The sequence below is a fragment of the Desulfosarcina alkanivorans genome (assembly GCF_009688945.1).
Taxonomy (GTDB): domain Bacteria; phylum Desulfobacterota; class Desulfobacteria; order Desulfobacterales; family Desulfosarcinaceae; genus Desulfosarcina; species Desulfosarcina alkanivorans.
This window is the reverse complement of the sequence record NZ_AP021874.1, coordinates 2,631,245-2,654,390: the sequence shown is the minus strand read 5'-3', so window position 1 is coordinate 2,654,390 and position 23,146 is coordinate 2,631,245. Positions and strand designations below refer to the sequence as shown.

General features: G+C 57.8%; 27 protein-coding genes and 1 pseudogene. 14 read left to right on the top strand and 14 right to left on the bottom strand.

The window, feature by feature from the left end; all coding sequences use genetic code 11:
* Window positions 1–215 precede the first annotated feature (215 nt).
* The 9 genes from DSCA_RS11680 to DSCA_RS11640 all read left to right on the top strand — a co-directional run bounded on the left by DSCA_RS11680 (window position 216) and on the right by DSCA_RS11640 (window position 7,690).
* A complete protein-coding gene (locus DSCA_RS11680) occupies window positions 216–1,034 on the top strand; it encodes a phosphate ABC transporter substrate-binding protein (protein WP_155316603.1) in 819 nt (272 codons plus the stop codon).
* A 125-nt stretch (window positions 1,035–1,159) separates the two neighbouring features.
* Window positions 1,160–2,059, top strand: a complete 900-nt coding sequence (gene pstC / locus DSCA_RS11675) for a phosphate ABC transporter permease subunit PstC (protein ID WP_231716456.1) — start codon at window positions 1,160–1,162, stop codon at window positions 2,057–2,059.
* Window positions 2,060–2,142: 83 nt separating this feature from the next.
* The gene (pstA, locus tag DSCA_RS11670) at window positions 2,143–3,039 is read left to right on the top strand and encodes a phosphate ABC transporter permease PstA (RefSeq protein ID WP_231716455.1); all 897 of its coding nucleotides are present in this window, start codon (window positions 2,143–2,145) and stop codon (window positions 3,037–3,039) included.
* A 131-nt stretch (window positions 3,040–3,170) separates the two neighbouring features.
* The gene (gene pstB / locus DSCA_RS11665) at window positions 3,171–3,932 is read left to right on the top strand and encodes a phosphate ABC transporter ATP-binding protein PstB (RefSeq protein ID WP_269434669.1); all 762 of its coding nucleotides are present in this window, start codon (window positions 3,171–3,173) and stop codon (window positions 3,930–3,932) included.
* 273 nt (window positions 3,933–4,205) lie between these two features.
* Window positions 4,206–4,706 (top strand): sensor histidine kinase, encoded by a 501-nt coding sequence (locus tag DSCA_RS11660; protein ID WP_155316601.1) that lies wholly within the window; start codon window positions 4,206–4,208, stop codon window positions 4,704–4,706.
* Window positions 4,707–4,939: 233 nt separating this feature from the next.
* Window positions 4,940–5,956, top strand: a complete 1,017-nt coding sequence (locus DSCA_RS11655) for a 1-aminocyclopropane-1-carboxylate deaminase/D-cysteine desulfhydrase (protein ID WP_155316600.1) — start codon at window positions 4,940–4,942, stop codon at window positions 5,954–5,956.
* 110 nt (window positions 5,957–6,066) lie between these two features.
* A complete protein-coding gene (locus tag DSCA_RS11650) occupies window positions 6,067–6,513 on the top strand; it encodes a CGGC domain-containing protein (protein WP_155316599.1) in 447 nt (148 codons plus the stop codon).
* Between the two features lie 19 nt (window positions 6,514–6,532).
* Entirely contained in the window at window positions 6,533–7,045 is a 513-nt protein-coding gene (locus tag DSCA_RS11645; protein WP_155316598.1) for a cupin domain-containing protein, read from the top strand.
* A 138-nt stretch (window positions 7,046–7,183) separates the two neighbouring features.
* Window positions 7,184–7,690, top strand: a complete 507-nt coding sequence (locus tag DSCA_RS11640) for a rubrerythrin family protein (RefSeq protein ID WP_155316597.1) — start codon at window positions 7,184–7,186, stop codon at window positions 7,688–7,690.
* A gap of 208 nt (window positions 7,691–7,898) precedes the next feature.
* Here the strand turns inward: DSCA_RS11640 and DSCA_RS11635 are convergent, their stop codons facing one another.
* The 3 genes and pseudogenes from DSCA_RS11635 to DSCA_RS33060 all read right to left on the bottom strand — a co-directional run.
* The gene (locus tag DSCA_RS11635; protein ID WP_155316596.1) at window positions 7,899–9,059 is read right to left on the bottom strand and encodes a leucine-rich repeat domain-containing protein; all 1,161 of its coding nucleotides are present in this window, start codon (window positions 9,057–9,059) and stop codon (window positions 7,899–7,901) included.
* A 300-nt stretch (window positions 9,060–9,359) separates the two neighbouring features.
* Entirely contained in the window at window positions 9,360–10,334 is a 975-nt protein-coding gene (locus tag DSCA_RS11630; RefSeq protein WP_331457156.1) for a pyridoxal-phosphate dependent enzyme, read from the bottom strand.
* A gap of 55 nt (window positions 10,335–10,389) precedes the next feature.
* Window positions 10,390–10,566: pseudogene (locus tag DSCA_RS33060) on the bottom strand (pyridoxal-phosphate dependent enzyme); the annotation flags it as partial.
* Between the two features lie 244 nt (window positions 10,567–10,810).
* On the opposite strand from DSCA_RS33060, the gene DSCA_RS11625 reads away from it, so the two are divergent.
* On the top strand, window positions 10,811–11,386 hold the full coding sequence (locus DSCA_RS11625; RefSeq protein ID WP_155316595.1) for a flavodoxin family protein: 576 nt from the start codon (window positions 10,811–10,813) through the stop codon (window positions 11,384–11,386).
* Window positions 11,387–11,395: 9 nt separating this feature from the next.
* A complete protein-coding gene (locus tag DSCA_RS11620) occupies window positions 11,396–11,986 on the top strand; it encodes a hypothetical protein (protein ID WP_155316594.1) in 591 nt (196 codons plus the stop codon).
* Between the two features lie 88 nt (window positions 11,987–12,074).
* Here the strand turns inward: DSCA_RS11620 and DSCA_RS11615 are convergent, their stop codons facing one another.
* The 8 genes from DSCA_RS11615 to DSCA_RS11580 all read right to left on the bottom strand — a co-directional run bounded on the left by DSCA_RS11615 (window position 12,075) and on the right by DSCA_RS11580 (window position 17,124).
* Window positions 12,075–12,509: a DUF3465 domain-containing protein gene (locus DSCA_RS11615; protein WP_155316593.1), complete on the bottom strand. Its 435-nt coding sequence runs from the start codon at window positions 12,507–12,509 to the stop codon at window positions 12,075–12,077.
* A gap of 283 nt (window positions 12,510–12,792) precedes the next feature.
* Window positions 12,793–13,731, bottom strand: a complete 939-nt coding sequence (locus DSCA_RS11610) for a cyclase family protein (RefSeq protein ID WP_197904776.1) — start codon at window positions 13,729–13,731, stop codon at window positions 12,793–12,795.
* A gap of 118 nt (window positions 13,732–13,849) precedes the next feature.
* Window positions 13,850–14,512 carry a hypothetical protein gene (locus DSCA_RS11605; protein WP_155316592.1) on the bottom strand — a complete coding sequence of 221 codons (663 nt, stop codon included), beginning with the start codon at window positions 14,510–14,512 and terminating at the stop codon, window positions 13,850–13,852.
* Window positions 14,509–14,679: a hypothetical protein gene (locus tag DSCA_RS11600; protein ID WP_155316591.1), complete on the bottom strand. Its 171-nt coding sequence runs from the start codon at window positions 14,677–14,679 to the stop codon at window positions 14,509–14,511. Before DSCA_RS11600 ends, DSCA_RS11605 begins: the two co-directional genes overlap by 4 nt.
* Before the next feature lie 240 nt (window positions 14,680–14,919).
* A complete protein-coding gene (locus DSCA_RS11595; RefSeq protein ID WP_231716454.1) occupies window positions 14,920–15,456 on the bottom strand; it encodes a GNAT family N-acetyltransferase in 537 nt (178 codons plus the stop codon).
* A 142-nt stretch (window positions 15,457–15,598) separates the two neighbouring features.
* Window positions 15,599–16,063 (bottom strand): VOC family protein, encoded by a 465-nt coding sequence (locus DSCA_RS11590; RefSeq protein ID WP_155316589.1) that lies wholly within the window; start codon window positions 16,061–16,063, stop codon window positions 15,599–15,601.
* 212 nt (window positions 16,064–16,275) lie between these two features.
* Window positions 16,276–16,731, bottom strand: a complete 456-nt coding sequence (locus DSCA_RS11585; RefSeq protein ID WP_155316588.1) for a hypothetical protein — start codon at window positions 16,729–16,731, stop codon at window positions 16,276–16,278.
* A gap of 120 nt (window positions 16,732–16,851) precedes the next feature.
* Complete coding sequence (locus tag DSCA_RS11580; protein ID WP_155316587.1) at window positions 16,852–17,124, bottom strand: hypothetical protein; 273 nt, start codon at window positions 17,122–17,124, stop codon at window positions 16,852–16,854.
* A gap of 317 nt (window positions 17,125–17,441) precedes the next feature.
* Here DSCA_RS11580 and DSCA_RS11575 point away from each other — a divergent pair, with 317 nt between their 5' ends.
* Window positions 17,442–17,585 (top strand): hypothetical protein, encoded by a 144-nt coding sequence (locus tag DSCA_RS11575; RefSeq protein ID WP_155316586.1) that lies wholly within the window; start codon window positions 17,442–17,444, stop codon window positions 17,583–17,585.
* Window positions 17,586–17,758: 173 nt separating this feature from the next.
* Window positions 17,759–18,094, top strand: a complete 336-nt coding sequence (locus DSCA_RS11570; protein WP_155316585.1) for a hypothetical protein — start codon at window positions 17,759–17,761, stop codon at window positions 18,092–18,094.
* Window positions 18,095–18,127: 33 nt separating this feature from the next.
* Here the strand turns inward: DSCA_RS11570 and DSCA_RS11565 are convergent, their stop codons facing one another.
* Window positions 18,128–18,583: an arsenate reductase ArsC gene (locus DSCA_RS11565; protein ID WP_231716453.1), complete on the bottom strand. Its 456-nt coding sequence runs from the start codon at window positions 18,581–18,583 to the stop codon at window positions 18,128–18,130.
* 549 nt (window positions 18,584–19,132) lie between these two features.
* Here DSCA_RS11565 and DSCA_RS11560 point away from each other — a divergent pair.
* Window positions 19,133–20,815, top strand: coding sequence for an alkaline phosphatase (locus DSCA_RS11560; protein ID WP_155316584.1), 1,683 nt, complete (start codon window positions 19,133–19,135; stop codon window positions 20,813–20,815).
* A 397-nt stretch (window positions 20,816–21,212) separates the two neighbouring features.
* On the opposite strand, the gene DSCA_RS11555 is transcribed toward DSCA_RS11560, so the two are convergent.
* Entirely contained in the window at window positions 21,213–21,644 is a 432-nt protein-coding gene (locus DSCA_RS11555) for a hypothetical protein (RefSeq protein WP_155316583.1), read from the bottom strand.
* A 323-nt stretch (window positions 21,645–21,967) separates the two neighbouring features.
* Window positions 21,968–23,125 carry an SPFH domain-containing protein gene (locus DSCA_RS11550; protein ID WP_167527729.1) on the bottom strand — a complete coding sequence of 386 codons (1,158 nt, stop codon included), beginning with the start codon at window positions 23,123–23,125 and terminating at the stop codon, window positions 21,968–21,970.
* Window positions 23,126–23,146: the final 21 nt, after the last annotated feature.

Below are 23,146 nucleotides of genomic sequence, written 5' to 3'. Positions count from 1 at the left end.
CTCCGGGTTATGCTCATCATTTTATTCTCGGACGATCGACGACATCCTTGGGGTGAACGGTTCCGCGTGCCCCGGACCCGGCCGGCCCGGCCCGTTGTTGGGCTGACATATAATCGCGCGCTCAGGCACGGCTTCGCTGGCCGGACTGCGCGCGCTGCTCACGTCCTTTTTAGACGGCATTCATTCTATTTCAAATTTTACGGAGGGACCCATCCATGAAAACGCAGTTCTCCATTTTCGCATTCGTCGCCGCTGCACTGATCCTGTTGACCACTGCCGCCACCGCCGGGAACCTGGTGATCAAGGGGTCCACCACGGTGCTGCCCATTTCCCAGATTGCCATCGAGGCCTATATGAAAGCCCATCCCGAGGTGAACATCTCCCTTTCCGGCGGCGGTTCAAGCAACGGCATCAAAGCGCTGATTGACGGTTCCACCGACATCGCCAACGCCTCGCGGTTTATCAAGAGCAAGGAAGTCTCCCTGGCTCACGGCAACGGGATTTACCCGGTTCCCTTCGCCATCGCCTATGACTCCATCATTCCGGTCGTTCACCCCAGCAACAACCTGTCCGCGATCACCCTGGCCCAGCTAAAAGACATCTACAAAGGCAAAATCACCAATTTCAAGGATATCGGTGGGCCGGACCTCAAGATCGTTATCTGCTCGCGCGACACCTCTTCCGGCACATACGAGACCTGGGAGAAAAAGGTCATGAACAAGGAACGCGTCACCCCCCGCGCCCAGGTCATGGCATCCAACGGGGCCATCGTTCAAGCCGTCTCCAAAAACAAACACGGTATCGGCTACATCGGCATCGGCTACCTCAACGACAGCGTCAGACCCCTGACGGTCAACGGGGTGACGGGCTCCAAGGAAACCACGCTCAACGGGACCTTCCCCATCAGCCGGCCGCTGTTCATGTTCACCAACGGCTGGCCCAAGGACGACACCCTCAATTTCGTCAACTACATGCTTCATCCGGACAAAGGACAGAAGCATGTTGAGAAGAGTGGGTATGTGCCGCTGTACTAAACGTCCCAACGGCTTCACCATGCCCTCCCCTTGATCAGGCAGTCCGCCGGACCGGTGTCCGGCGGACTGCCTGCCTTTCGGCAGGGGACAATCGAGACGGATTAAACACCCCTCAGCAGTGGGACATGACGATGGTCAACCGACGCCAGAACACAGAAAAATCCATGCAGGCGATGTTTTTCATTATCGCCACGGCATCCATCACCATATTGTTCCTGATCATGCTGTTTCTCTTCAAAGAGGGACTGCCTATCTTTGAAACCGTGTCGGTCAGGGATTTCATTTTCGGGAAATACTGGTATCCCACCTCCGATCCGGCGGACTTCGGCATTTTTCCCCTGATTGTCGCCTCGGTGGCGGTGACCGCCGTCTCCGGTTTCATTTCCATCCCCCTGGGCGTCATGACTGCCGTCTACCTCTCCGAAATTGCCAGGCCCCGCGTGGGCGAAGTCGTCAAGCCCGTCGTGGAACTGCTGGCGGCCCTGCCGTCGGTGGTGATCGGTTTCTTCGGTATGGTCCTGGTGGCGCCTTTCCTCCAACAGGTGTTCGGCATCCCCACGGGACTGAACCTGTTCAACGCATCGCTCATGCTGGCCTTCATGTCCATTCCCACCATCTGCAGCATCAGCGAAGACGCCATTCACAGCGTGCCGGTGGCCCTGCGCGAGGCCTCCGTGGCTCTGGGTGCCACCCAACTGCAGACCATTGTCCGCGTGGTGGTGCCGGCCTCCCTGTCGGGCATCAGTACGGCGGTGATCCTCGGCCTTTCCCGGGCCGTGGGCGAGACCATGGTGGTGCTCATGGTGGCCGGCGGGGCCGCCATGCTGCCCGAATCCATTTTCGATCCGGTGCGGCCCATGCCGGCCAGCATCGCGGCGGAGATGGCCGAGGCGCCGGTGGGCGGTGAACACTACTATGCCCTCTTCGCCACCGGCATCGTGCTTTTTGTTTTCACCATGATCTTCAATATCGTTGCCGACCATATCGCCCATCGCTACACGCAGGCGGGGGAGGCATCCCTGTAATGGCCGCGCTTCTGGTTTCCGAAACCGCAAAGAAAAGTAAGTCCGGGACGGGGACGGTTGAATCCATGCCACAAGAAAAAAAAATGACGAGCACCGAAAAAACCATGTCCGAGGCCCAAGCACGCTATGACAGGCGCCGGAAACTGACCCAAAAGGTCTTTTTTTTCCTGTTTCGTGGTGCCGCCGCCATCAACGGCCTCGCCCTGCTGACCATCGTTTATTTCATGGTGGCCAACGGCTGGCGGGCCATCACCTGGGAATTTCTCACCCAGCCGCCCATGGCGTCCATGACCAAGGGGGGGATTCTGCCCTGTATCGTGGGTACTTTCAGCCTGAGCTTCGGTGCCATTATCGCTGCCCTGCCCATCGGCATCGCCTCGGCGATCTACCTGAACGAGTACGCCCGGCCGGGAAAGGTGGTGCGGCTGATCCGGCTGGGCATCAACAACCTGGCGGGGGTCCCCTCGGTGGTGTTCGGCCTGTTCGGCCTGGCCTTTTTCGTGGTCATCCTCGACTTGGGCGTCAGCATCGCCGCCGGCGCCCTGACCCTGGGGGCCATGTCCCTGCCGGTGATCATCGGATCTACGGAGGAGGCCCTCAAGTCCGTGCCCGACACCTACCGCGAGGCATCGCTGGGGCTGGGGGCCACCAAATGGCAAACCATCTGGCGGGTGGTCCTGCCGTCGGCCCTGCCGGGTATCCTCACCGGCGCCATTTTAGGCATCAGCCGGGCGGCTGGAGAAACGGCACCGATCATGTTCACCGGGGCGGTGTTTTTTACGCCCAGGCTGCCCACTTCCATTTTCAACGAGGTCATGGCGCTGCCTTACCACATATATGTGCTGGCCACCGCCGGAACGGAAATCGAAAAGACGCGGCACCTGCAATACGGCACGGCCATCGTTCTGATTGCCCTGGTACTGGGGATGAACCTGCTGGCCATTTTCTGGCGGGCCCGTCTGAGAAAACGGCTGCAATAGGCTTCGCCGGTTGATTTGTTGAGTTCGTTGAAAAAAATCCCACCCAGCCAACCAATTGAACCAACAAACCCATTTAACCCATTTTATTTAGGATGCGCGCCATGAATGTGCCTGCACAATCCGAAGAACAGATGGATCCGGAATATAAAATGTCGTCGGAGAACCTTGATTTTTACTATGGGGACTTCAAGGCCCTTCATGATGTTTCCATGGTTTTCAAACCCCGCGAGGTGACGGCCCTGATCGGTCCGTCCGGGTGCGGGAAAAGTACCTTCCTGCGCTGCCTGAACCGAATGAACGATCTGATTCCCATCAGTCGGGTGGACGGGCGGATCACCCTGGACGGTGACGACATCTACGCGCCGGCTGTCGATGTGGTCATGCTGCGCCGGAAAGTGGGCATGGTTTTTCAAAAGCCCAACCCGTTTCCCAAGTCCATTTTCGACAACGTGGCCTACGGGTTGTGGGTCAACGGCATCAAGGACAAGGCCTTCGTGCAGGAGCGGGTCGAGGAAAGCCTCAAGCAGGCCGCCATCTGGGACGAGGTCAAGGACCGGCTCCAGGACACCGCCCTGGGGCTTTCCGGCGGGCAGCAGCAGCGCCTGTGCATCGCCCGGGCCCTGGCCGTCAAACCGGAGGTGGTGCTCATGGATGAGCCTGCGTCGGCGCTGGATCCCATCGCCACCCAGAAGATCGAAGAGTTGATTCACCAGCTCAAGGAAACCTACACGATCATCATCGTGACCCATAACATGCAGCAGGCAGCCCGGGTATCCGATGTCACCGCCTTTTTCTACATCGGCAAACTGGTCGAGGTGGGGGACACGGACACCATTTTTACCCGCCCCGGGAAAAAGCAGACCGAAGATTATATTACCGGCCGGTTCGGATAATGGGGAGAATCAATAGTGATGGTTTCGTAAAATTTGAAATTATTCCCTTTTTGTCATTCCCGCGCAGGCGGGGATCCAGTAATTTCAGGTGCTTATAGATTCCCGCCTTGTATGGTGAAAAAACAACACAAGGCGAATTCAAAACATGATCTTTGTTGGTAAAGCATTTAACCTGCTGGCTGAGAAGGTTCCCGCCTTGGGCTGCGAGCCCGGCGCTTTTTATCCATCATCAACAAGCACGTCAACCGGCTAACTGCCATTATCGATGACCTGATGCAGCTGTCGCGCATCGAACGCGATCTCGAGGTCCAGCAGATCGGGCTCGAGGTTTGCCGCATCGAAGATGTGCTCAAGACGGCCGTCAGTCTGTGCTCGGAGAGCATCCGGGAAAAGGGAATCGATGTAAACCTCTCCTGTGACACGGATCTCAGCGGCCGCTTTGACGCCACCCTGCTGGAACAGGCGGCGGTCAATCTCCTGGACAATGCCATCAAGTACAGTCCGGAGAAAAGTGCCCTGTATGTCGAGGCAATTCGCGTGGACCACGAGATCCGGATATGCTTCAGGGACCAGGGCATGGGAATCGCCAAAAAGCACCTGCCCCGGCTGTTCGAGCGGTTTTACCGGGTCGACAAGGCGCGCAGCCGCAAACTCGGCGGTACCGGCCTGGGCCTGGCCATCGTCAAGCATATCGCCCAGGCCCACGGCGGCAGCATTACCGTGGAAAGCGAACTGGAAAAAGGCAGCACCTTCACCCTCCACCTGCCCGTTTAACCGGCAGGGACGCTTTTTTATCAGTCGTGCCGGACCCGAACCGTTTTTCCTGGCAGCCCGAAAATGAGAGACGATGACCCGCCCGTGGTCGTCGATCGCCCGCGACCCATCCCCGAGCCCGCTGGAATTTCCAGCGGGCTCTTGTTTTTCTCCGCCCATGTGATGTAGAAACAAAAGGCGTCTTCTGCTTTTTTTTCGACCCATTCCAATCACCCGGTTTCAGGAGCCCCGGCATGATACAACAGGATGCATTTCCTCCCCGCATTACCCTGGCCAACACCCCCACCCCTCTGCAAAAGATGGAACGGCTCAGCAGGCAGGCCGGAGTGGAGATTTTTTTTAAACGGGACGACTTCACCGGCAGCGAGCTGTCCGGCAACAAAGTCCGCAAACTGGAATTTATTCTGGCCGATGCCCTTCAACGCGGTGCCGACACCGTGATCACCTGCGGTGGCGCGCAGTCCAACCACTGCCGTGCCACGGCCCTGGCAGCCGTCCGGGCCGGCTTGTCGTCCCTGCTTTTACTGCGCACGGACGACCCTGCCAACCCACCGGCCGTTTCGGGCAACATCCTGCTCGACCGGCTCGCCGGATCCGACGTCGTCTGGATCTCGCCGGATCAATACCGGGCGCGTGACGAGGTCTTCGAACGGGAGGCCCGGCGACTGCGCAGCGAAGGGCGGCACCCCTGCATCATCCCCGAAGGCGGTTCGACCGCCCTGGGCGCCTGGGGCTATGTGGCCGGGATGGCGGAGCTGGCGGCGGACCTGAAACGCCTGGACGGGGACCGCGTAAAGCCGACCACCATCGTCTGCGCCGCCGGTTCCGGCGGCACCCTCGCCGGGCTGGCGCTGGGTGCCCGACTGTCGGGCGAGCCGGTTCGGGTGGTGGGGGTCAATGTCTGCGATGACCGGGATTATTTCGTCAACATCATCGACGGCATCTGCCGGGAGTTCGATCGGGCCTGGCAGCCCCACTCCTCCGCCGGCATACCCCCCTACGATATCGTCGACGGCTATGTGGGGCGGGGCTACGCCCTGTCGCGGCCGGAGGAACTGGCCGCCATCCGTGACCTGGTCCGCCTGGAGGGGGTGGTGCTGGACCCGGTCTACACCGGCAAGGCCTATTTCGGGATGATGGCCGAACTGGCGAAGGCACCCCGCGTATTCGGCGAGCGCATCGTTTTCATCCACACCGGCGGGCTCTTCGGCCTCTTTCCCATCGCCGACCAGTTTACCGGGCTGCTGTGATCCGGGCCCGACGTCGGTATGGATAATCTGCGAACGGAATTTACAGCGGACAGGGCCTCCTGTCCATTTTCAACCTGTGGAACCTCACCCGTATTTGAAAAGGAGCTGAAATGAATCCAGTCACCAAAATCGGCATCATTATCTGTGACCGCTATCGCCGCTGTGCTGGGGGAAAGTGCCTCCGGTCCATGAGAAACAGGGAAGGCGCCTTCAGCATTTACCCGGACACCGACCTGGAGCTGGTCGGGTTCACCACCTGCGACGGCTGTCCCGGCGGCAATATCGAATATGCCGGTGAGGAAATGGTCAAAAACGGCGCGGCGGTCATTCACCTGGCCACCGGCATGGTGGTGGGGTACCCGCCCTGTCCCCATATCGACACCTTCAAGGCGTTTCTGGAAAAGCGGTACGGTGTCCGGGTGGTTGTCGGCACGCACCCCATCCCCAAAAAATACCTGGATATGCATACCCATCTGGGCTCCTGGGTGGATCCTGCCTGGCAGCCCCGCATCGCCCCGACCATGGCCGATGCGGCGATACGGGCGCTTTATGATTGATTCTTGACCGGAGGAAAACATGCCCACGGTGTTTCAGACAAAGGACCTGGCATTAAAACGGCGCAAGTCCCGCCTGCCCGAGTTTGAATGGCTGACGAGTCCCAGGCTGGCCAAAGTGGCGGGGGCCGGCCACCTTGAATTCGACATCCGTTCACTGGACCCGGATTGTTTTTCGTTCCCCTACCATTTTCACCGGGCGGCAGAGGAGCTCTTCCTCGTCCTCTCCGGCGAGGCGACCCTGCGATCGCCTGAAGGCTTCCAGAAGATCGTGGCGGGCGACCTGGTTTTTTTTGAACGGGGCGACACCGGTGCCCATCAGGTATACAATCACGGTGACGCGCCGTGTGTCTACCTGGACATCCGGACCACGGTGGGCATCGACGTATGCGAGTATCCCGATTCCGGCAAGATGGCCGTTCTGCCCACCCTGGAGGTGTTCGCCAGCGGCTCAACGGTGGATTACTATCAGGGCGAAGAAGACGTAAGGGCCAGGTGGCCCGCAGAGATATTGAAGAAGACATTGCAGGGATGAGGCCCTCATTGGGATTCCAGGGGGCAAGGATTCGAGGGAGAGGCCCCACGATAGGATCGAGCGTATGTATTCCCTCATTTGAACCCCTGGACCCTTGAATCCTCGACCCCTTTTTTTACCCCATCCACGGAGGCGTTGATGAAGGAAAAGACCAAGGCAAATGTATACAAGGCGTTTATCGGAGAGGCAAAAGCGTACTTCCGGCTGCTGGCTTACGCGCAAAAGGCCGACGAAGAGGACATTCCCCAGGTCGCCCTGCTGTTCCGTGCCATCGCCGAGGCGGAGCGGGTGCATGCCACCCGGCAGATGAACCTGGTCAGGGACCTGATCGTCAAGGACACCGATACCAACCTGGAGCTGTCCTTCCAGCGTGAAAAATCCATCAGTGAGAACGAATATCCTGATTTCCTGAAGACGGCGGAAGAAGAGGGCGAGACTGCCGCCGCGATGGCTTTCAGCCACGCCAGGGATGCGGAAGGCTACCACGCCAAACTCTACGAGCGGGCGATCATGAACGTGATCAAGGATACGGTCAAGGAATACCATGTGTGCCAGGTGTGCGGCTACGTGACCGATAAACGCATCCCCAAAAAATGCCCGGTCTGCGGCGCGCCGCCGGAGCAGTTCAAGACCATCGACAGCTGAAAGGATCCGGTCGGAAAATCGGATGAGCGGGTGAAGTGGCAATCCCGTCAGCGTTCACCCTATCGCTCCCTTGAGGAAAAAAAGGGAGCCGGTCCGATTCCTCGAACGAACCCATGGTCGAGTCCTGCCCAGTACACAGGTGGGCGCCATCACATCAGGAAATCAAACCCGTGGCCGTTTTCACCATGTTTTTATGGGCCGCCGGGGTTTACTCTTCGAGAAGCAGCAGCGGGATAGCGGGTAGGTTTCGCGCAAAGGGCGGTCTCTGGCAGCTTTCCCATCCGGGCTGGAGGATATCCAGAAAATCCCGAAGATCTGGATTGGACGTATACAGATGGTTATCGCAGAGATTTAAAACAGACAACGATGTCATGCCCGTCAGCTCGGGTGGAATGCTGCCGGTCAGCTGGTTGGAATTGAGGTAGAGGTTTTCCAGATTGGCCAGGCTGCCCAGCTCGGCTGGGATGCCGCCGGTGAGCTGGTTGGAATCAAGCCAAAGGCCTTGCAGGTTGGTGAGGTTGCCCAGCTCGGCTGGAATGCCGCCGGTGAGCTGGTTGGATTTAAGGCAAAGGTCTTGCAAGTTGGTGAGGCTGCCCAGCTCGGCTGGAATGCTGCCGGTCAGCTGGTTGGATCTAAGGTAAAGGTCTTGCAGGTTGGTGAGGCTGCCCAATTCCGGCGGAATGTTGCCGGTCAGCTGGTTTCGCGGGAGTATCAGTTGCAGCAGGCTGGTGAGGCTGCCCAGCTCGGGCGGGATGCTGCCGGAAAGCTGATTGGAATAGAGGTCAAGCCATTTCAGGCTGGTGAGGCTGCCCAGCTCGGGTGGAATACTGCCGTTGAGCTGGTTGTATCTGAGACTAAAGAGCTGCAGAATGGTCAGGTTGCCCAGTTCCGCTGGGATGCTGCCGGTCAGCTGGTTTCGCGAAAGGCTCATTTCTATCAAGTTGACCAGGCTGCCCAGCTCGGGCGGAATGCTGCCCGAGAGCTGATTGGCGTAAAGGTTAAGGCGCCACAGGCTGGTGAGGTTGCCCAATTCGGGTGGAATGCTGCCGGTCAGCTGGTTGTCGGCTAAGGAAATTACAGTGACGCTGTCTACAGAGCAAAATACCCCGTGCCAGTCACATTCCGTGCCGGGCAGGGCAAACCCATCTTCATGCAACGGTGGGGTTTTCCAACCGCCATTATCGTCCCAGCTGTCCCCATTGGTGCTGTTGTAAAGCGCAATCAGGCTTTCTCTTTCTGATTCGGGTATGCCCGCATGGACGTGTCCCAACCAACCGCCGGTCAACAGGAGAACGGCGATCACCAGGCATGGCCCACCAGTTTTTTTAATCCGTCGAAAATTCAAGAGGTTGTCGACCGCAGGGTTCATGTTTACGTCCTTCCCCTATTTCGAGTTTCCGATTAAACCGTGTGCGAAATGGCGGCTTTGCCATGGAATGGGAAAATAATATCGAGACAGAGGATCAGGGCGTTGCATGCGGCAGGGGAGCGGCTGATGACCGAAAAAATGGATGGCGCAGCAACCAGTTCGGGCGGTGTGCCTCAGAGACCATCAGGCGTGAGAAAGCGATGGCGTGACCAGAAATTCGATGTTTCTTTATATCTATAGGGCAGTATCGGGTCTGCGTCAATGCCGCTTTTGGTTCGAATGATCCCGGGCCGGCCTGCTTTACAGGAACAGCCGGTAGGCCGGGTCCCGGGTTTCTTCGACGTGGCGGTAGCCGAGCCTGTCCAGGAAAACTGACAATTTCTTTTCATCGCCGTCGGGGATCTCCAGGCCAATCAGCACCCGGCCGAAATCGCTGCCGAGGGTCCGATAGTGAAACAGGGAAATGTTCCAGCTGGTGCCCATGTCGGCGAGGAAACGGGACAATGCGCCGGGGCGTTCCGGGAACCAGAAACGGAACAGCCGTTCGCGGGTCGCTTCGGGGGATCGGCCGCCAATCATATATCGCAGGTGGGTTTTGGCCAGGTCGTTGTCCGTGAGGTCCAGGTTGCGGTAGCCTTCGGCGGCCAGGTGCCGTGAAAACGCTTCGCGCTCCTTTTTACTGCCGACGGACACGCCCATGAACAACTGGGCCTGGCTGCGGTCGGCCAGCCGATAGTTGAATTCGGTGATATTGATTCCGTCGACGTACTGGCGGCAGAGCTCGAAGGTCTGCCGGCCGATGGTGCGCACGGCCACGCCGTCGGCGAAAATTCCCACCGATTCCAGCGTGACGCGGCGGCCCGCCTTGATCGACTGGAACATGGCATCACTGTCGACCGGTTCGACACCGATCACTTTTACCGCCGGGCAGAGTTCTTTCAGGCAGCAGGCGATTCCGGCGATCAATCCGCCGCCGCCGACCGGTACGAAGACGGCATCGATCCGGCCGGCGCTCTGTCGCAGCAGTTCGTCGGCGACCGTTCCCTGGCCGGAGATGACCAGTTCGTCATCGAAGGGGTGGATGTAGGTCATGCCGGTCTCGTCGGCCAGCCGGCGGCAGCGGTCGGCCGCTTCCGAATAATTGTCCCCGTGCAGAACCACCTCGGCGCCCAGCGCCTTGACGGCCTGAAGCTTGATCTGCGGGGTGGTCGCCGGCATCACGATCAGGGCCCTGAGCCCCAACTGCCGGGCTGAAAAGGCGACACCCCGGGGCATGGTTGCCGGCCGAAGCGGCGATCACCCCGTTTTTTTTCTGCCTTTCGGAGAGATGGGCAATCTTGTTGTAGGCACCGCGCAGTTTGAAGGAAAAAATCGGCTGCAGGTCTTCACGCTTGAGCAGGATGCGGTTCTTCAACTGGCGCGACAGTCCGCTCGCCTCCTCGAGCGGGGTTTCGACGGCGGCTTCATAGACTTTTGACGTCAGGATCTGGCGGATCAGTCCCTGCATGGTCTCTCCTCTTATGACCGGCAATCGGTTGTTTCGAACCGGCTTCGACCGGTTTCCCCAGACAACCGGGATCGATGCGGGCTGAAGTCAGGAAACCACCATCCGTCAGGAAACGCAAGCTCCCCCGGGGCCTGGACTTCAGGAAACGACCTTGCGCCCATGCCGTCCGGCAATTCACTTTCGGTTGTCGGCCGGGAGATCATCTGATAGATTGGGGGATCCCAACCCATAAAGGAGAATAACGATGAACGTGGTCGCATTCAACGGCAGTCCCAGAAAAAACGGCAATACTTCCATTCTGATCCGGCGCGTACTGGATGTTTTGGAGGATCAGGGCATCGGGACCGAAACCGTTCAGGTGGGCGGAAAGCCCATCCGGGGCTGTATCGCCTGCTACAAGTGCTTCGAGAACAAGGACCGGCATTGTGCCGTGGACAAGGACATGCTCAACGATTGCGTTGACCGCATGCTGGCGGCCGACGGCATCATCCTGGGGTCGCCGACCTATTTTGCCTGCATGAGCCCGGAAATCAAGGCCCTGATCGACCGCGCCGGTATGGTGTCCATCGCCAACGGGATGATGCTGCGGCGAAAAGTCGGGGCCGCCGTGGTGGCGGTGCGGCGGGCCGGAGCGGTAAGCACCTTCGACGCCATCAACCATTTTTATACCATCAGCGAAATGATCATTCCCGGCTCCCGCTACTGGAACATGGGGTTCGGCAGGGAAAAGGGAGAGGTCAATGACGACGCCGAGGGGCTGGAGATCATGAAGACCCTGGGGGAGAACATGGCCTGGCTGCTGAAAAAGATTGGCGGTTGAGGGGGGGGCATGGACAATTACAACGTGTTTCCCGATGCGGCCATCGTGTCTTCCGACGGGGTTTCGGAGCAGTTTTCAGCCCTCGGCGTCGATACGTTTCATCATGCCTGCCGGTATGTTCACGACCTGCCCTACGGCTACAACTCGGACCGGGACGATCTCTTCGTTCTCTTCGAAGAGAAAATGGGCTCCTGCACCACCAAGCATGCCGTCATCGCCACCCTGGCGGGCGAGTTGAACCTGCCCGTTGAAAAGAACATCGGCATCTATGCCATGACCGAGGCGATGGTCACGGGCACCGATGCCATCCTTGCCCGCTACGGCCTGCCCTATGTGCCCATGATCCACTGCTTCCTGGGCTACGGCCAGTACCGGGTGGACCTGACCGACGGCAACGCCAACGGCAAAAACAGGTCCGTCACCAATTTTTTGTACGTCGAACCTGTCATCCCCAACATCTCCGCCAGGGACGAGTACCTGAAATACCGCCAGGCCCTCAAGGAGCATATCCTGAAACGGACCGAACTGGCGGGGGTCGAAATGAAGACGATCCTGCATGCCCGCGAGGAAGGCATTGCGCTGCTCAAGTCCCATGTGTGAGGGGCGCATGGCCTTCCTGGACGCCTGAACCACGGACCGCCGAAGACCCGACGGGGCCGGTGGCACGGGATGGCATGGGGCCCGGCCCTTACTCGTAGGTGGTGCCGTCATGCCTCAGCCAGCCCCCGGCATGGCGGCCACCCGGATCGTGATGCGTCCAGTGAATCACGCCGCCCTTGGCATTCCATTCGTATTCACCATAAAAAGCCACGGTATCGCCTTCGTTCAAACGGGGGATTCGGGGGGCCAGATCGATATTGTGGGCGATCAGTATCGTCTGGCCGCTGCCCAGACGTAAAATGAACCGCTGATGCCGTGCCCCCTTCAGATCATCGGGCAATACCTTGACGACAACGCCCTCTCCTTGTACCTGAAGGTCGCTCTGCCGGTTGTCATAGGCCTGTTGGAGAGCGCTGTCACCATCCCGGGCCGGTGATGAAAAGCCGGGCAGGCCGATGCCCCGATCTTGAAGGTATCCGTATAACAGCAATGCAATCACAGCCAGGAAAAGGTATTTTTTCATGTTATTTTTATTCGGTCCAGAAAACCTGGTCCTCTGGGCCAGGTCAGAGATAATTGGCTCCGCCGTAATCGTCGTGTAGGAATTCAGGCGTCAGAATTCAGAATTCAGAATAAGGTTTTCGCCTTCGGCTCATTCGATCTTTTCCAAAAGACGGAGCGAAGCGACATCAAAATCCTTCTGGCTCCTGAATCCTGTCTTCTGACGCCTATGGTTTCTTGCGATTGCAGCCATACCCCCTTTCAGGGGGAACCCAAAGCCGGGTCCTCTTTTACAAACAGGTGCTCTACGGCGTGGGACGCATGACCCCGTTTTCATCGCGCTTCAGCGGATGCGGCTGGACGGGCAGGGGAGCGCCGGGCACCTGCCTGATCGAAACGCCATGGGGCCAGTCCCCGGGTGCGATGGCGATGTAGCGGGCGTAACCGCCGGTGCCGCCCAAGGGCTTGGCGAACCCGATGGCGATCAGCGCGCCGGCCTCGGGGACCTTGTCGAGGTTCGCGACCCCTTCGGCCTGGGCGAAATGATTGTGCAGCAGCCAGTACTCACCTTCGAGGGTGGGCGTGGTGTCAGTGTCCAGCGGTTCGTGGCCGTGAAAAAGGATGTTGCGCTGCAGGTGGAGAAACTTGAGGGCTTCCAGGCCGACACCGGGAAAGGGCTTCTGGTTGAACCGTTCCCGGTTCGACCAGCCTTGGTACCAGTCCGAGCGGACCATGACCACCGATCCCGCCGGAATGCGTCCGTGTTCGCGCTCCCAATTGTTTATGTCCCCCACCTGGAGGTGATAACCGCTGTCCCTGGCGACCTTTTCATGGATATCGATCACCACCAGGGGACGGACGGCGTAGGTGGCGGGGATATCGCTGATGGTCGCCCCCATTTTCTCCCAGTGGGCCGGCGGGTCGAGCTGGGTTCCGTACTGATCGGTGGTCAGCTCGTAAGCTGTGGCCACGAAACCGTGCTTTTCATACTCGAACTGCTGGCCGACATCGATGTAGCCCTCGATCCGGTTGCCCGCCGTGGCCGGCTTGAAGGTGGCCTGGCCGAATCCCGGCCACACCGGCTGAACCGGCTCGAAGGCATGGGTCAGGTCGATGTATTTGGCGTCCACGAAAACATTCCGGTAGACATCCCAGAGCCCCGGCGAAGCACCGCCGGCCGATGCTGAAATGGCGGCAAGGCACACTGCGGACAGGATCACGACCATCAACATGATTTTTTTCATCGTTCTCAGCCTCCTTGGGTTAGTCATTAACAGGTTGTTGCGGGGGTCCATCCCAAAGTTGAAAAAAGGGGCCGTGTCCGTCCGGACGCCGGGTGAACCGGCCCTTTATGAATGGGGGTTACTTCTCTTTTCCGGAGCGTCGCCACATGGCGATCCGGGTGCTTAATGCTTCCGCGATCCGGAAAAGCTTTTCCGGTCTGGCCTGGGCGAAGGTCCAGACCACGACACGCCGGTTAAAAAATGCGGCGCCCCCATAACCGCCGCTGCGCAGGCCGTCGACCACCGCTGGCGGAACCACTGTGGCTGCGTCCAGCGCCTGCCGGGAATAGACGGCAATGCCACGGTGCTGCTGAAGAAAGGGCTGCAGGGATTCGGGCAGCAGCCGGAGCCCCGTCTTTTTGAATGATCCGGCCAGCCGGTTCAAGCGGTCGAACCGGGTGATGCCTTCCGTCAGGCCCAGGACGAACGCCGGCAGGGGTGACGATATCGCGCCGGAAATCAGCACCTGCTGGGACGGATCGTCGCCGCCTCCGGCATCGACGTCCACGACCCAGGCATCATCACCCCATCGGGAATCCGCACGGGCCCGGTAATGGACGCCGGGACGCACCCGGCCGTCGAAAAGGCCGCCGCACAGGGCTTCCACATGTTCGGGGCAATGGTCGCCAGGTTCAAAACCGTTTTGCGCCAGGCATCGCCTGAAGGTGCGGGCACGGCACGCAATGAAATAAAAAACGCCGATCAGGCCCCCGAGCACAATGATGGTGATGGCGGCGTTCATGTCCCTTTGCGGGCTTGAAAATAGAGCACCCCGCCGTTGGTGTCGCGTCGGTCGTAATGCAGCCCGCTGCGCAGGCAGGCATCCTGAAGGGTTGCTTCGGTCAGGTTCCGGGGAAGGGCGTCGATGATGCCATTGTTGTCCGGCGCGGGAAGGGGACCATGCTTCATTTTACCCTCCATTTCCTCCGGAAGCCCGGCGCCTGATGCTATGCCCGACGGGCGGGCAGCGACGGATCGCCCTCCGGAACCGATCCGGTCGGGACATGATCCGGACGCCGGGGAAAAAGACGACGGCCAAAGGGATCCTGCCCTTTGAGGCCGCCTGGAAAATTAAGGGATGGATGGGCAGACCGCATTGATTTTTTTCCATGCACGCCTGATGCCCGGAAAGCGCGGCGAGACGGGTTGTCATTCCCGCCAGTGCTCCGGTTCATCCAGGGGGTCTGCACATATAATTTTCCCGTAGACATTTCCGATAACGCCGGGTCTCAGCTCCTGAACCATCCATGCGGCGGCATCTTTTTCCGGAATCGGGTACGGCGCTTCGAACCCCCGGATGCCTGCCGGCTGGAAACCAAAACGCGGGTAGTACCCCGGATGGCCCAACACAAAAACAAGATCGACTTTGGATTCAGCGAGTCGGTATAACCCTTCCTCGATGAGTTTCCCGCCCACACCCGTACCCTGGGCCTTTGGCAGGACGGCAAGCGGCGCGAGAATCATGGCCGACACAGCGTCTTCGTTCCCGGTTATTCGAACCCGGGTGAAAAGAATATGTCCGACTGCTTCTTTCCGATCAACAGCGAGCAGCGACAATAGCGGCCTGGCAGTGTCATCATTCAGCAACCGGTTTACCAGGTTTGCTTCCTTGTCGTGCCCAAACGCTTCGGTCTGTATGCGCAGGACATCGCCTGAATCTGAATCGGCGGCTATTTCAATATCCAATTTTTTCTCCTTAAGGGATGACGGTCCCCCTGCCAGCGACGGTGACAGCCATTCCATCTGCCATGGAAATGTCGAGTTTCGGAAAGCTGTCCATTCTTTTTTCCGGAAATCGGCAAATGGGTCATTTAGCGATGAGTACTATCTATGATCCGAGCAGACAGTTTTCCGAACTATGGGGTTCCTCATAAAACCGTGCTTCAATGAGGTTCGCTTCGGGGTCCCGAAAATAAATGGACATTCCGGTGCCGTGTGCCCCCCAGCGTGGCACAGGGCCGTCCTCTATTTTTACCTGGTTGGCATCGAGGCGCGCCGTCAGATCCTCCCAGTCTTTTTTACTCAGGGACAGGCAGAAATGATTCAGATTGCGGCGGCCGCTCCCGCCTGTCGACGTCTTCCGCCACATGTTTTTCGGAAACAGGTCGATAATGGTATCGGCATTCATCCGTACCGAGGGGAAGGGTACCTTTCCCGCCCGGTATTCTTCCAGACGCTCGGTGGCAAGCATCAACACCTTCGAATAAAATCCAATCATCCGCTCGTCCTCTTCCATATTCAAAACGATGTGATCCATCAGGCAATTCATTTTCAGTTCCTCCGGAATTGTCATATTTTCCTGGCAGCTGAATCGACGGACCAAACAAACCTGCCGACGACGGCTGGCCGGTTGAACCCGGTATCCTTCAACCTTTGCCTGGAAAAACCATCTGTAAAACCATCGAAAAAGAAAAAGGCAGGAATCGATAATAATTATCAGCTTTTAAGCGTTCGGGTCAAGGAATATGTGAGTACTCGCGCGCTTTTCGGACTGGCGGGAAGAATTCAGGTTTTTATCGTCCTGATTTTGTGCGCCGTCAGGGTGTCGTACCGTATAGTCCAGAATACCCGTTCGGAATCGTCGGAAGCAACCAGTTCCCTCAGGGAAAGCGAGGCGGCCCGGTACCATGTCGCGTTGTCAACCTTGAGAACTTTGTCGACCGGCTGGCCGCTGAGCATGCCGTGAATAACGATCGTATTCTTGTCGCGTTCGGCCAGGAACGCCGTTCGACCCTTGCCGGCAGAAACCCGCCAGCGGACGGTATCGTAATCGTGCCTGGTCGTTGTCGTATGCTGCTCGTTCAAAGAGGTGCAGGCGAGGGTGAGCAGGCTGCCCCCGGGTGAGTCGCCACGGCCATTGGTGACGGCTTTGCCGGTGGTCTCCCGGTAATGGTATGCTTCCCCGGCACGTGCAGGTGGCAAGGTCCAGCAGGCGCATACGGACACCGTGAAAAGAGTCATGGAGACCGTTAACCATCTGGAAAAACAGATACCCGGGTACCGTTTCATGATTGAAACGGTTTTTACACGCTGACGATGAAACACATGATCAGGATCATGGACAGTAGCGCGTCGATCGGTTCACGCGTTGCCCCAATGCGCCGCATATAAATGATATACCTCATCGTTCAAACGCCTGGGCTTTACCGTGTACCGCAAAAGAGCGATCAATCGTTTCAGGTGACTGGAATAGCGTCGCCCGCAGAAAAACACCAGCTCCGAACGCAGGCCGGTCCGATGGATCATGCGGTCGGCCTGGGTGGCCTCCTCGACTGCAAGAGCGATCACTTCCCAGGGGGCCTTGTCCTTTACGGTCTCCACGAACTCCTCAATACTGCAATTTTCGGATATCATGATGGCTCCGTCAATTGAGATGGTTTGCCCCCATTACAAGGGGGGTGGGATGCCCCCACCCGTAAACCATGGCGGAGCGCATCGACCCCAGCTGTTTACCGTTCGAATGTTAGAATTGTGTTAGGGGCCGGTCCTTTAGCGCGTAGAATGGATTGAAAATAGAAATATCAACAAAAAAACCGGCATGTTACCTGAAGTCAGCGTGTGCCGCGACGGGAGCCTTCCCGGCGGGCGCTGCTAATCGTTGACTAACATTTTTATGGCAGAATCCTCTGGAAAAAGTCGAGATACATCAATCAATAATTCGGAGCAGGCACATGACAGGTATTGATATTCACTACCCGGTAACCGGATTGGTCATACTGGCTGGAGCCATTGTGTTTTTGAAAGGGTTTGATTTTCTGGCTGCACAGAGCGTGAAGCGCCTCCTGCACATGGCGGCCGGTCACAAGGCCGAATAATGATGACTGACCCCGGCTGCCTGTGATCCGTAATCTAGTCAAGCCCTGTCCCTTTTCTAATCAATCCAGAATCATGATTCCCCGAATACACCGATACCCTCGCCGATTCATCGGTTCGCCCGTGGGTAGATCATATACAACAACCCTTCTTCCGCAGAGCAGCGTTGCCGGTGATGTCTAATCACCAGCGGCAATGCCACGGCCGGCAGAACTGCTTCTCTTTCCTGTCGGCTGCCGGTGGTTTAAACAGTTGGCCGTTGTTTGAACAGCGGTTGATGGTTCCGGGAGATTTGATGATGAGTAGAATTCAGGAGTTAATTGGAGCCTTGTCCGAAAAAGAGGTGGTGTTAAGAGGCCCTGTCGCCAAAGCGAACGGCACATGCAAGATCTGCGGGAAGCCCGCCAAATTTTTCCGCACCTCTTTCTCTGCGCTTGAATACCGCATCTCCGCTATCTGTCAGGCTTGCCAGGACTACTATTTTGGTGATGGTGAATCAACACCGGCCTGACAAACCCGACCTGCACATGCCCGGCAGGGGGCCTTATCCGTCAATCAGCGCATGGTAATCGATGGCGCCATCCGGCGGGTTCTTCAGCCAGCCACTGATCATGTCCCCGATGCGGCGGACCTCGGCGAGTTTTTCATCATCGGCGCCTTCCACTTTGGCCGGGTCCGGGAACGGCCAGCGCCATCGTCTGGTCACCCCGGGAAACAGCGGGCATTTTTCTTCGGAGTCGCGGCATACTGTAACCACGTGATCGTAAAGCCTGCCTGCCTTGAACAGTTCGAACACGCTCTGGGGCTTTTTTGCCGACAGGTCGACGCCGACTTCGGCCATCACCTGGACAACCAGGGGATTGACGGCGTCGGCCGGCTCCAGTCCGGCGCTTTCCACGTCGAAGTCGTTGCCGAATACTTTTTTGAGATAGGCTTCGGCCATCTGGCTTCGGCCGCTGTTGTGCTGACAGATAAAGAGTATTTTCATTTTGCTGGGCAAAGGGGGCCTCTTTGTTGACGGGTTAAACGGGTTGGATGAATGTTCATGAATACTGATACATTGTTAGAATTTTACTAGTGTGGGGCCCCTGTGAAGCACCAAAAACCACCATGATCAATGTAACCATCTCCCAATACAGTGCAATTCAGAAAAATGGTGTTCTGCCATGCCGACGGACGTATTCCTGTCCCTTTGCCACGCCTAATAAAAACATAACAAATCAATCATAGGTCTGCTTTCAGCTTCAGTGAGAGGCCGTTTAATTCACTTGCCGATCGAATTCGCGGGTACTTTGTCGCCCTTTCAATAAGGTACCGAGAAGCCCGGATGATGCGAAGACGTGCGCGTCGTCCGGGCTTTGTGTCTCAACCGCTTGGGGTCCCGCGCCGGCAGCTGTCGCCAGATAGCCGCAGGATGAAACCGGGCTCAACTGGACATTTCAACGCAATGCTAACCATAAGATCAAAAGAGAAGGAGGTGAACAGAGGATTTCTCGGTTTTTTCTTGGTTGTGCAGTTATTCCTAATTTAAAAGCAAGGAGGAGTTTCAATGCGTTTCGCCAGAAAAATTTTGGTAGGAGCTTCAGTCGCCGCGATGATCGGCGCCTTTTCCATCAACCCTGCGCTGGCTGACAAATATGGCAACCGGTATGGCCATCAGAAGCGCGCTAAAAACGTCATCGTCCTGATTCCGGACGGCTGTGACGAGTCTGTCCAGACCCTGGCCCGTTGGTACAAAAACGTTGTCCTGGAAGAAGGTGATCTGCAGGTGGACAGCATGCAGGGTGGCAGCGCCAAAATCCACATGGCCAACTCTATCATTACCGGTTCGGCGGCGGCCGCCACAGCTTTCGCCACCGGCCACAAGACCACCGTCCGTTTTCTGGGCGTCGGTCCCCGTACGGACGACCTCCTGCCCAGCGTTTCCCCCACGGCAGATGCCTACGCACCGGTCGCTTCTGTCCTGGAAGCCGCCAAACTGGCCGGCAAGGCCACCGGTATTGCGGTAACGAGTCGTGTCAGCCATGCCACGCCGGCCGCCTTTGCCTGTCACATCGAGGACCGCGGCTGGGACAACGATATCACCGAGCACATGGTCTACAACAACGTTGACGTGGTGTTCGGCGGTGGCGCCCGTCACCTGATCTCCGAACCCTACACCACCACTTTCGGCGAAACCTGGGGGGCGAAACGTACCGACGGCCAGAACCTTATGCAGGTCCTTCTGGATCGGGGATATGCCTTCGTGGACAACAAGGAGGACATGGCCGCACTGACCTCCGGGAAAGTCTGGGGGCTTTTCGATGACAGCCATCTGGATCCGGAAATGGACCGTGAAACCCTCCATCCCACCCAGCCGAGCCTGGCGGAAATGACCGCGAAGGCCATCGAACTGCTCTCCCAGGACCGTGACGGCTTCTTCCTGATGGTGGAAGGCTCCCAGGTGGACTGGGCCGGCCACAACAACGACCCCGCATACATGCTCAACGATTTCCTGGCCTTCGATGACGCTGTCAAGGCGGCAGTGGATTTCGCCGAACGCAACGGCAACACCATCGTCCTGGCCTTCCCGGACCATAACACCGGTGGTATGACCGTCGGAAACTATGGTTTGAGCTACACGGACCTGGGGGAAAATGAACTTCTTGATCCTCTGAAAAAGATGACCTGTTCCGCCAATGCCCTGGTGAGTAATGTTGCCAGCTGGGATATCACGGGGATCCAGGACGCACTGAGTACATATTGGTCCATCGACTGCTCAGATGCGGTGGCCCAGGAGATCATCGACCTGGAACCCAGCGTGGGCAAAAGCTACGCCCTTGCCCGGGTGATCAGCAAGCACTACACCGCCATCGGCTGGACCAGCCACGGCCATGATGCCGGCACCGTGCCGGTCTGGGCCTACGGCCTCGATATTGACGGTACTCTGGACAACACCGAACTGGCCTATATCATGGCCGACGCCATGAAAGTGGATCTGGATGAAATCACCTACAATCTTTACGTGGACATTAAAAATCTCACCGATAATTTCGTGATCGACGTGGCAAACGATGTGCTCACGGTGGGTAAAGCTGTCTTTCCGCTGGGCGCCGACTACATGGTCGTTGGAGGCAGAAATATCAGTCTGCCCGGTTTGACGGTGTACGCCTCCGGCGATGCAAATGTCGCCGAAACGGTCTACATCTCCAAGAAGGCGGCCAGAATTCTGAAAAAACTCCGCCAGATCTAAACGATCTTTTTGTAGCGTGCAAAAACGATAGAGCACAAAAAACATGGGGAGGTGCCGTTACGGCATCTCCCCATGTTCTTTGCTTTGCCCGGCCTGGCACACAGGCGCCGCCCTGCGGCCAGGGGAAATCAGTTCGGGTTGCAAGGATGTTGCAGCAGCGCCGGACCGGCACATTCTTGAATTTCTAAAGGACATGTGAATCGCGTTGAAATTGGAAAACCGGCCGTGAAGTAAGATTGATAAGGGTTCCGAGGCCGCTTCCCCAAGGTTAAAGGAGATAACGATGAACAGTAGCCGTATTCAAGGCTCACCAATACGGCTCTCCGGGAGGGCTTAGGCCGGAATGAGGTCCCGGCTTAATTATAGACAATTACATTCATTGCTGGCCTTTCAATTCTCAGGGCTTGAAATGAATCGGCAGAACAATTTCCGATTCTGAGTTGTGCGCGCCGAAAGGAGCGAAATCCATGAATTGAAACAGTTTCAAAATCATTTTTTCAAGCTCAGGGTCACCGGTGGTGTTGCGCACGATCGAATAGGCGCCGATTTCGCCGTTGAACTCCACGGCCATTTTCAGCGCCACGGTTCCTTTGCCCAGTTCGGGATTCTCCTTCATTCGCCGGGCGTACAACTCTTGCGCCCGGCAAATGATCGGCCACAGGTTGTTGATCACATTTTTTTCGGTGCGCGCTCCCGATACTTTCAATCCCGAAATCGTTTCCGGCATGCTCTCCAGGCAGCTTTTGGGGTGCTCGGGCTCTTTTTCCGATCCGCAGGCAATCAGCAGCGATGCGACGATGACGACAACGATAGTTTTCTTGATCTTCACGGTTCCTCCACTTTTGACAGTCTTGCAAAAAATCATCAGACCTGTCGTTCCCGCGAAGGCGGGAATCTATAAGTATTTAAATATGCTCTGGATGCCCCCGAATCAGGTTCGGGACAGGCGTATCAATTCCGGCATGACACCTCTGCGACTTCTAAGGAGGTCGCCTCTAACAGAGGTCGTTTTTTCGTGGGAGCGGCTTCCAGCCGCGATTCGGTTCACCATTATCGCGGCTGGAAGCCGCTCCCACGCCGCCCCAACTTTCTTTCGGGTGTGTTGGCCATGGGCGCTCTGAAAAAGCTGTTTACGAGTGTGTCAGTCTTGATTCATTGATCGATCGGCTCCGATCGACCCAGATCCAGAACCAGTTTCTGACCCGGCGGTACGTAGAGTGCGTCGACGCTGATGGCCGACCATATTTTTCGTACCGTGTCCTGAATCAGTTGGGTTGGAAGCACGTCAGGATTCTTTTTAAACGATGGCAGCAATTCGTTAAACCGGGCCGTCGCGGCACGGGCCCGCTGAATGGTGGCGGTCTTTTCACTTTTGGCCTCATCCAGCATCTGGCCGACGGCGCCGCCTACATCGCCGGCAAGCAGAATGTCCCGCGCCGTGCCGAAGGCGGCTTCCTCGGCGGGCCGATCGCCTTTTTCCAGCGACCGTTCATGGGTCTCGATCGCCTCCAGCAACTCCTGCCAGCCGCTTCCGGCAAGCTCGTTGAGGATGGATACCCGCTGGCGGGAGGCCTTTTCGATGGACAGGGCCTTATGGCTTTCGGCCTGATTGACCGCCTGAAAATCGGCCATCAACATCCTGGGCACGGCGTACCGGCTGGCCGTCACCCCGGTAACGGTCAACCCCGCATGAAGCCGGTCCAGCCGGGTCGCGATCAGATTCCGGATGGCCTGATTGTCGATGTGGCCGGCAACGAAATTCGCGACATCGGTTTGTGCGACCACCTTCACGATGGCCGACTGAGCCGATCGGCGAACGATTCGGGCGGCCCGCTCCATGGAGCCCACATGGCGAACGAAGTCCGTCGCCGCGGACCGGGTATCGCCGCCGGTGTCCAGTTTATAATGGACGATCCAGGTTCCCTGGACAATGTTTTTATCCGCCGTCAGCAGCGACCCGTGGACGCCGGGACGGAGGGACTCGGTCTCGGGCCGGTCGTCGACGGCAGGTTGGATTTCGTCCGTTTCCGACCAGAATGCATTATGGACGGCGATTTTCTGGATGCCGGTCGGCATGCGGACGATTTGATCCAAAGGATAGGGAAAGGCCAGGTAGGGGCCGCCGGGGGGACGTAAGGCGGTCTCCTTTTCCCCGACAATTTTGCCCAAGCGGGTTTGGACGGCAACCGATCCCTCCGGAACCCAATAGATGTTGCTGAAGCAAAACACGGCCGCCAGCCCAGCCATGAGGATTCTCAGAACGCGAAATCCAACGTTGAGCGCGCGCGACAGGGAATCGACGCTGCTCACGGCCTCGGTGCCTCCGGATGC